Source organism: Acidovorax sp. Root568, from assembly GCF_001427445.1.
GTDB lineage: Bacteria > Pseudomonadota > Gammaproteobacteria > Burkholderiales > Burkholderiaceae_C > Acidovorax > Acidovorax delafieldii.
In genome coordinates, this window is the sequence record NZ_LMGP01000001.1 from 741,022 (window position 1) to 750,000 (window position 8,979).

An 8,979-nucleotide genomic window follows, 5' to 3' on the forward strand; every position below is an offset into this window, starting at 1 on the left:
TGGCGTATGTTCGACTAGCGCTTGCGGCCTATTTCATATGAAAATCATCATCCTCGGCGCCGGCCGCGTGGGCCAGAGCGTGGCAGACAGCCTGGTGTCCGAGCGCAACGACATCACCGTCATCGACACCGACGCCGCGCGCCTGCGCGACCTGGAGTCGCGGTTTGATCTGCGCGGGGTGGTGGGCAACGGCATCGAGCCTGCCGTGCTGGCCGAGGCGGGGGCCGAGGACACCGACCTGCTGATCGCCTGCGCCGCGCAGGACGAGACCAACCTGGTGTGCTGCAAGATCGCGCAGCTGCTGTTCAACATCCCCAAGCGCATTGCGCGGGTGCGGACCACAGGCTTCGAGGCCCATGAGCGGCTGGTGGGCCCCGAGGGGTTTGCGGTGGACCGCATCATCTGCCCCGAAGAATCGCTGACCCGCTACATCGGCAAGCTCATCGAGTACCCCGAGGCCATGCAGGTGCGCGAATTTGCCGGAGGCCGCGCATGCCTGGTGTCGGTGCGGGCGCGTGCGGGGGCTCCGATGGTGGGGCACTCCATCGGCGCGCTGCGCGAGAGTGCGCCGGAGCTGGCGATGCGCATGGTGGCCATCTACCGGCGCTTCCCCGACGAGCCTGACCGATTCATCGCCTGCGACGGCCGCACGCGCGTCGAGCCGGGGGACGAGGTGTTCGTGCTGGCCGCGCACGAGCACATCGCCAACGTGCTGGCCGCTCTGCACCGCCCGGCATCCCAGCAGCTCCAGCCTGTGCGCCGCATCATGATTGCGGGCGGCGGCCGGCTGGGTCTGCGGCTGGCGCGGCAGCTCAGCCAGGCGGGCGGGCGTTTTCACATCAAGATCATCGAGGACCACGCGGACCGCTGCGTGGAGCTGGCATCTGCCCTGCCGCCTGAGGTGCTGGTGCTGCAGGGCGACACCACCGACGAAGACCTGCTGGGTGACGAAGGCATCGAGGAGGTGGACCTGTTCCTCGCGCTCACCGACGACGACGAGGACAACATCATGTCGTGCCTGCTGGCCAAGCGCATGGGCGCGAGCCGCGTGCTGGCCCTCATCAACCGGCGCAGCTATGCCGACCTGATGCACGGCACGCAGATCGACATCGCGCTGTCGCCCGCGCAGGCCATGCTGGGCGAGCTGCTGGCCTATGTGCGCCAGGGCGACGTGCAGGCCGTGCACAGCCTGCGCCGTGGGGTGGCCGAGGCGTTGGAGATCGTGGCGCGCGGCGACCGCAAGAGCTCGCGCGTGGTCGGCCGCAAGGTCAGCGATCTGCAACTGCCGCGCGATGTGCACATCGGCCTGATCGTGCGCGGTCTGCCTGACGCTTCGGAAACCACGGGTGCATCCGCTGCCGATCTGCGCGAGCCCGAGGTCATCATCCCGCGCAGCGCCACGGTGATCGAGAGCAATGACCACGTGGTGTTCTTCCTGCCCAACAAGCGGCTGGTGCGCGATGTGGAAAAGCTCTTCCGCGTGAGCGCGACTTTTTTCTGACCTGGCACCGAGCTGCGCGAGACCCCCATGACGGACATGTTTCCCGTTCTGCGCGTGCTGGGCATTCTGGTCATGATCTTCTCGCTGTCCATGGGCCTGCCGCTGGCAGTCTCGCTGTGGACGCGCGACGGCGTCTGGTTTGTGTACCCGCTGTCCATGGGCGCCACGATGCTGGCGGGCGCGTGGCTGTGGTGGCGGTTGCGGCTGTTCCGGCAGGAGCTGCAGCCGCGCCACGGCGTGATGCTGGTCTCTCTGGTGTGGATGCTGCTGCCCCTGTCGGCCGCGCTGCCGCTGATGCTGGCCGGGCACTACACCGGACACCCGCTGTCGTTCACGCACGCCTACTTCGAGGCGGTGTCGGGGCTGACGACCACGGGCTCCACCGTGCTTGCGGGCTTGGATGCGTTGCCGGTGTCGGTGAATGTGTGGCGCACCTTTTTGCAGTGGATGGGTGGCATGGGCATCCTGATTTTGGCCGTGGCCGTGCTGCCGCTGCTGGGCGTGGGGGGCAGCCAGCTGTTCAAGGCCGAGGCGGCGGGGCCTCTGAAGGACACCAAGCTCACGCCACGCATGACCGGCACGGCCAAGGGGCTCTGGGGGGTGTATGCGCTGTTCTCCGTGCTGTGTGGCCTGGCCTACTGGGCCGGGGGCATGGCGCCGCTGGATGCGTTAATGCACATGTTCACCACCGTGAGCCTGGGCGGGCTGTCGTCTCACGACCTGAGCTTTGGGTACTTCCAGTCGCCGCTGCTGGAGGCGATCTGCATCTTCTTCATGCTGGTGGCCAGCTGCAATTTTGCGCTGTACTTCGTCGCCATTCGCAAGGGCCAGTGGGGCGGCTTCTGGCGCGACCCGGAGCTGCGGGCCACGCTGGTGACGCTGATTGGCGGCGGTCTGCTGGTGGCTCTGCTGTTGTGGGCCAAGGGCGTGTATGGGCCGCTGGACGCGCTGCGCCATGGCATGTTCAACCTGGTGTCGCTGGCCACCACCACCGGCTACGCCACGGTGGACTACCTGGCATGGCCCGTGTTTGCGCCGGTGTTCATGCTGCTGCTGTCGGGCGTGGCCACCAGTGCGGGCTCGACGGGCGGGGGCATCAAGATGGTCCGCATGCTTATCCTCGTCAAGCAGGCGCGCCGCGAGATGAACCGCCTGGTGCACCCGCGCGCCGTGCAGCCGGTGCAACTGGGCGGCGCTGCAGTGGACAACCGGGTGATCTTCTCGGTGCTGGCCTTCATGCTGGTCTATGGCGGCACGGTCTTTGGGCTGAGCATGGTCATGCTGCTGACAGACCTGGACCCGGTGACGGCGTTCTCGGTGGTGCTGGCCAGCGTCAACTGCGCGGGGCCGGGCCTGGGCAGCGTGGGGCCGGCGTCCAACTACGCGGTGCTCACCGATTTTCAGATCTGGGTGTGCACGCTGGCCATGCTGCTGGGCCGGCTGGAGATACTGAGCTTTATGGCCTTGCTGACCCCGGCGTTCTGGCGCCGGTAGAGGGCAGGGCCGTGGTACCACCAAGGGGTGGCTTGCGAAAACCCGGCCTGGCCCCACATCCTACAATTCACTGCAATCGCTTCCCGAGGGCTTTCCATGGTTCCGCATCTCATCACGGCCCTCACCGGGCCGATCAACGAACTCGAACAGCGCATTCTCGACTCGATGCCCGCCATCGAACGCTGGTTCCGGCTGGAGTGGATGGAGCACACCCCGCCGTTCTACACGTCGGTAGACATCCGCAATGCGGGGTTCAAGCTGGCCCCGGTCGACACCAACCTGTTTCCGGGCGGCTGGAACAACCTGACCAAGGAGATGCTGCCCCTGGCTGTGCAGGCAGCGATGGCCGCCATCGAGAAGATCTGCCCCGAAGCGCGCAACTTGCTGATCATTCCGGAGAACCACACGCGCAACACGTTCTACCTGTCCAACGTGGTGCAGCTGCAGCGCATCTTCAACATGGCGGGCCTGAACGTACGGGTCGGCTCCATCAGCCCCGAAATCAAGAAGTCCACGCTGATCGAGCTGCCCAACGGCGACACCGTGACCCTGGAGCCCGTGGTGCGCACCAAGCGCCGGCTGGGGCTCAAGGACTTTGACCCCTGCACCATCCTGCTGAACAACGACCTCACCGCAGGCGCCCCCGGCATTCTGGAAGACATCCACGAGCAGTACCTGCTGCCCCCGCTGCACGCCGGCTGGAGCGTGCGCAAGAAGAGCACACACTTCAAGAACTACGAAGAGGTGGCCAAGCGCTTTGGCAAGATGCTGGGCATCGACCCCTGGCTGGTCAACCCCATGTACAGCGAGTGCGGCGAGGTGGACTTTGCCGAGGGCACGGGCATGGACCAGCTGCAGACCAGCGTGGACGCACTCCTGACCAAGGTGCGCCGCAAGTACAAGGAATACGGCATCAACGAAAAGCCCTTCGTGATCGTCAAGGCCAACAACGGCACCTACGGCATGGGCATCATGACTGTGCGCGACGCCAAGGAGCTGGACGCGGTCAACCGCAAGACGCGCAACAAGATGGCCGTGATCAAGGACGGCCAGCCGGTGAGCGAAGTCATCATCCAGGAAGGGGTGCTGACGCAGGAGCGCGTGAACGACGCCGTGGCCGAGCCTGTGGTCTACATGATGGACCGCTACGTGGTGGGCGGCTTCTACCGCATGCATGCCGAGCGCGGTGTGGATGAAAACCTCAACGCCCCCGGCGCGAGCTTTGTGCCCCTGGCCTTTGAACACAGCACCCACATGCCCCAGCCTGGCGTGCGCCCGGGTGTGAGCGCGCCCAACCGCTTCTATATGTACGGCGTAGTGGCCCGGCTGGCGATGCTGGCGGCCAGCTACGAGCTGGAGGCCACCAACCCCGACGCCGAGGTGTACGACTGAAAACCAGGGTGTCTGGGGCCCCTTACGGGTCTTGGGGGCACCGGGTTTCAACGTCTGCGCCCTCTCGGCGACGCTGCACAGCGGGCCTGCGGGGGAGTGCGGTGGTCCCGCATGCCACGCCCGCGCCCGGTTGCCAAGGGCAAGTTGCTGCGTCGCAACATGGGGTTTCGCCTCCAATCGCTTGATCTGGCTCAGGCGCACAATAGCGTTCCCAAAAGTAACGGAACCCCGTCAGGCCCAGTGCGCGGGGGTGGTCAGTGCAAAGCTCCAAGTCATCGCTCGCAGCGCTCACGCTGGGCGCCATCGGTGTTGTGTATGGCGATATCGGCACCAGCGTGCTGTATGCCGTCAAGGAGGTGTTCGGGTCCGGCCATGTGCCGTTCACGCCCGCAAACATCTACGGCATCCTCTCCATCTTTTTCTGGACCCTCACGGTCATCGTCTCCCTGAAGTACGTGGTGCTGGTGCTGCGCGCCGACAACCACGGTGAGGGGGGCCTCATCGCCATGCTGGCCCTGGCCTCCCAGGCGGTCAAAGACAAGCCCCAGCTGCGCAGCGTGTTGCTGGCCGTGGGCATTTTTGGCACCTCGCTGTTTTACGGTGATGGCGTCATCACCCCGGCCATCTCGGTGCTGTCGGCGGTGGAGGGGCTGGAAGTGGTGTCGGATCACTTCAAGCACTACGTGATACCGATCACGCTGGTGGTGCTGTTTTGCCTGTTTGCCGTGCAAAAGCGCGGCACGGGCGGCATCGGCAAGTTTTTTGGTCCCATCACGCTGGTGTGGTTTGTCACCATCGCACTGCTGGGCGTGTCGCATATCGTGGGGCACCCTGAGATCTTGTGGGCGCTGAGTCCGCACCATGCGTTGGGCTTCATGTGGGCCAACCCGGGCACCAGTTTCATCATTCTGGGCGCGGTGGTGCTGTGCGTGACGGGCGCCGAGGCCTTGTATGCCGACCTGGGCCACTTCGGCAAGCGCCCGATCCGCATGGCCTGGTTTGGTGTGGCCATGCCGGCGCTCACCCTCAATTATTTTGGCCAGGGCGCGCTGCTGCTGGCCGAGCCCGAGGCCGTCAAGAACCCGTTCTATCTGATGGCCCCCGACTGGGCGCTGGTGCCTTTGGTGATCCTGGCCACCATGGCCACCGTGATTGCCTCGCAGGCGCTGATCACCGGCGCGTTCAGCGTGACCAAGCAGGTCATCCAGCTGGGCTACCTGCCGCGCCTGAACATCCAGCACACCAGCGTGCGCGACACGGGCCAGATCTACATGCCGCTGGTCAACTGGGGGCTGTTCGTGGCCATCGTGCTGGCGGTGGTGATGTTCCGCTCGTCGAGCAATCTGGCAGCCGCCTACGGCATCGCGGTGACGCTGGACATGCTGATCACCACCACGCTGACCTTCTTCGTGATCCGCTACGGCTGGCGGTATCCGCTGGCGCTGTGCGTTGCGGCCACGGGCTGCTTCTTTGTGGTGGACCTGGCGTTCTTCGCCTCCAACCTGCTCAAGCTGTTCCAGGGTGGCTGGTTCCCTCTGATGATTGGCGGCATCGTGTTCTCGCTCATGATGACCTGGAAGGAAGGGCGCCGCCTGCTCAATGACAAGCTGCGTGCCGACGCCATCGACCTCAAGGACTTCCTGGAGTCGATCTTCATCAGCCCGCCCACGCGGGTGGATGGCACAGCCGTCTTCCTGACGGCCGAAACCGGCGCGGTGCCCAATGCCCTGCTGCACAACCTCAAGCACAACAAGGTGCTGCACCAGCAAAACCTGTTTGTCACCGTGCACAACCACGAGACGCCCTGGATTGGTCTGGACAAGCGGCTGCAAGTCGAATCGCTGGGACACGACTGCTGGCAGGTGGTGGTGCATTACGGCTTCAAGAACGACCCCGACCTGCCCCGCGCGCTGGAGCTGCTGCGTGGGCGTGGCTGCGAGCTGGAGTCGATGACCACCAGCTATTTCCTGTCGCGGGACACCGTCATCCCCACCATCGGCAGCGGCATGGCGCCTTGGCGCGAAAAGCTGTTTGCCCAAATGCACCACAACGCCAGTGGGGCGGCCGACTTCCTGCACCTGCCCAACAACGCGGTGGTCGAGCTGGGCTCCAAGATCGAGATCTGACGGGCTGAGGGGGCTCCCCCTAGCCTGGGACGGAGCCTCGGGCTGGTTTTACGCTGTTTTTGCCTTGTAGCGTTAGTGCTCATTGTCTGAGATGCTATTAATACTGTAGCTGTTGGAGTGGGCTGACGGCCTGCCTGAGCGCCAGGCGCGCGCGGTGCCAGAATCGCGCCCATGCAATTTTTCAAAGACCTGAGCCTTTCCACGGCGGTGGCGGGCTTCGTGGCGGTGCTGGTGGGCTTTACCAGCTCGGTGGCCATCGTCTTCCAGGCCGCCCAGGCCTTTGGGGCCACACCCGCGCAGATCACGTCCTGGATGTGGGCGCTGGGTTTGGGCATGGGCCTGTGTTCGCTGGTGCCCTCGCTGATCTTGCGCCAGCCCGTCATGGTGGCTTGGTCCACACCGGGCGCCGCCGTGCTGGCCACGGCGGGGTTGGCGGGCGGTTTCAGCATGGGCGAAGCCATCGGCGCCTTCATGATCAGCGCGTTGCTCATCACCCTGGCGGGCGTCACCGGCTGGTTCGAGCGCGTGATGAACCGCATCCCCATGGAAATCGCCGCTGCCCTGCTGGCCGGCGTGCTGGCCCGCTTTGGCCTGCAGGCGTTTGCGGCAGCCCAGACCGCATTGCCCTTGGTGCTGCTGATGTTGATGGTGTATCTGGTCAGCCGCCGTTTGGCTGCCCGGTATGCGGTGGTCATCACCTTCGCCGTAGCGGTGGTGTTCGTGGCCACCCAGGGGCAGATGGCCTGGTCGGCGGTGCAGCTGGAGCTGGCCCTGCCCGTTTTCACGGCGCCCCAGTTCAGCGTAGCGGCTGCCGTCAGCCTGGCGATTCCTTTGTTTGTGGTCACCATGGCGTCGCAGAACCTGCCCGGGGTGGCGGTGATCCGGGCGTCGGGCTACAACTTGCCCATCTCCCGGCTCATCACGCTCACGGGTCTGGCCACCCTGGTGCTGGCGCCCTTCGGGGCGTTTGCGCTCAACTTCAGCGCCATCACCGCCGCGATGTGCATGGGCCCCGAGGCGCACGCTGATCGCCGCCGGCGCTACACGGCCGCGGTGGCATGTGGCGCCATCTACGTGGCGATCGGTCTGTTTGGCGCAGTCATCACCGGGCTGCTTACCGCCTTTCCCAAAGAGCTGGTGGTGGCCATTGCGGGTTTGGCGCTTCTGGGCACCATTGGCAACGGCCTGGCGGCGGCGCTGCGGGACGAGTCGCACCGCGAGGCGGCACTCATTACCTTTCTCGTCACCCTCAGTGGCGTGGTCATCGTTGGGGTGGGCTCGGCCTTCTGGGGCGTGGTGGCCGGCAGCATTGCGCTATTTGTGCAACAGTACAGGCGTTCGCAGGCCAGCGGCGCGTAAGTCGCCTTGGCAGCCTGGGCCCCTGGCCTCCTCCATTTCTTGACCCGACATCATGAAACTGCTCTTCATCGCCGACCCGCTGCAAAGCTTCAAGATCTACAAGGACACCACCTTCGCCATGATGCGCGAGGCACAGCGGCGTGGTCATACCCTCACGGTCTGCGAACCGCAGCACATCACCTGGCAGCGCGGCAGCAAGGTCACCGCGCGGGTGCAGGACGTCCGCCTCACGGGGGATGCCGCCCATTGGTACGAGGCCCAGCCGCAGCGCAGTGCCGCATTGGCCGACTTCGACGCGGTGCTCATGCGCAAGGACCCGCCCTTCGACAGCGAGTACTTTTACGCCACCCACCTGCTGGAGCAGGCGGAGCGCGATGGCGCCCGGGTGTTCAACAAACCCAGCGCTCTGCGGGACCATCCGGAAAAGCTGGCCATCATGGAGTTTCCACAGTTCATCGGACCGACGCTGGTCACCCGGGATGCGGAAGACATTCGCCGCTTCCATGCGGAGCACCAGGACATCATCCTCAAGCCTCTGGATGGCATGGGTGGGATGGGTATCTTCCGTGTGGGGCCGGACGGCCTCAACCTGGGCAGCATCACCGAAACCCTCAACCGCCACGGCGCGCAAAGCGTGATGGTGCAGAAGTTTTTGCCCGAAATCGTCGATGGTGACAAGCGGGTCCTCATCATCGGCGGCAAGCCTGTGCCGTTCTGCCTGGCGCGTATTCCCCAGGGCAGCGAAGTGCGCGGCAATCTGGCCGCTGGCGGCAAGGGCGTGGCGCGCCCTCTGTCTGCGCGGGATCGTGAGATTGGAGAAGCGCTGGGCCCGGTGTTGCAGTCGCGTGGCTTGCTGCTGGCAGGGGTAGATGTGATTGGCGACTGCGTCACAGAGATCAATGTCACCAGCCCGACCTGCTTTCAGGAAATCTTCGATCAGACAGGCTGCGATGTGGCCTTCCTATTCATAGACGCTTTGGAGTCTGCGGTTGCGGCCGTTGGTGGTTGAGGGGCTTGTCTCGTGTACACGGACTGTTAGATCAATCCCTGGGTTTGCCCTGCTGCCTGTTGTAAACCGTGCTATAGTCGAGGGCTTCGCTACTGAGA

At 65.0% G+C, this 8,979-nt stretch carries 6 protein-coding genes; all 6 read left to right on the top strand.

Annotated features, from left to right (window positions below):
- Positions 1-37: 37 nt before the first annotated feature.
- On the top strand, positions 38-1,501 hold the full coding sequence (gene trkA, locus ASD75_RS03380; protein ID WP_056068090.1) for a Trk system potassium transporter TrkA: 1,464 nt from the start codon (positions 38-40) through the stop codon (positions 1,499-1,501).
- A gap of 27 nt (positions 1,502-1,528) precedes the next feature.
- A complete protein-coding gene (locus tag ASD75_RS03385; RefSeq protein ID WP_056743095.1) occupies positions 1,529-2,995 on the top strand; it encodes a TrkH family potassium uptake protein in 1,467 nt (488 codons plus the stop codon).
- 96 nt (positions 2,996-3,091) lie between these two features.
- A complete protein-coding gene (gshA, locus tag ASD75_RS03390) occupies positions 3,092-4,387 on the top strand; it encodes a glutamate--cysteine ligase (protein WP_056743097.1) in 1,296 nt (431 codons plus the stop codon).
- Positions 4,388-4,644: 257 nt separating this feature from the next.
- On the top strand, positions 4,645-6,513 hold the full coding sequence (locus ASD75_RS03395; RefSeq protein ID WP_056068096.1) for a potassium transporter Kup: 1,869 nt from the start codon (positions 4,645-4,647) through the stop codon (positions 6,511-6,513).
- Between the two features lie 171 nt (positions 6,514-6,684).
- Positions 6,685-7,872 carry a benzoate/H(+) symporter BenE family transporter gene (locus ASD75_RS03400; protein WP_056743098.1) on the top strand — a complete coding sequence of 396 codons (1,188 nt, stop codon included), beginning with the start codon at positions 6,685-6,687 and terminating at the stop codon, positions 7,870-7,872.
- A 52-nt stretch (positions 7,873-7,924) separates the two neighbouring features.
- Positions 7,925-8,881 (top strand): glutathione synthase, encoded by a 957-nt coding sequence (gshB, locus tag ASD75_RS03405; protein ID WP_056743100.1) that lies wholly within the window; start codon positions 7,925-7,927, stop codon positions 8,879-8,881.
- Positions 8,882-8,979: the final 98 nt, after the last annotated feature.

What these genes read in the sequence shown, in the direction of transcription:
- trkA (WP_056068090.1), top strand. Translation starts at nt 38, where the DNA reads ATGAAAATCATCATCCTCGGCGCCGGCCGCGTGGGCCAGAGCGTGGCA.
- ASD75_RS03385 (WP_056743095.1), top strand. Translation starts at nt 1,529, where the DNA reads ATGACGGACATGTTTCCCGTTCTGCGCGTGCTGGGCATTCTGGTCATG.
- gshA (WP_056743097.1), top strand. Translation starts at nt 3,092, where the DNA reads ATGGTTCCGCATCTCATCACGGCCCTCACCGGGCCGATCAACGAACTC.
- gshB (WP_056743100.1), top strand. Translation starts at nt 7,925, where the DNA reads ATGAAACTGCTCTTCATCGCCGACCCGCTGCAAAGCTTCAAGATCTAC.
- ASD75_RS03400 (WP_056743098.1), top strand. Translation starts at nt 6,685, where the DNA reads ATGCAATTTTTCAAAGACCTGAGCCTTTCCACGGCGGTGGCGGGCTTC.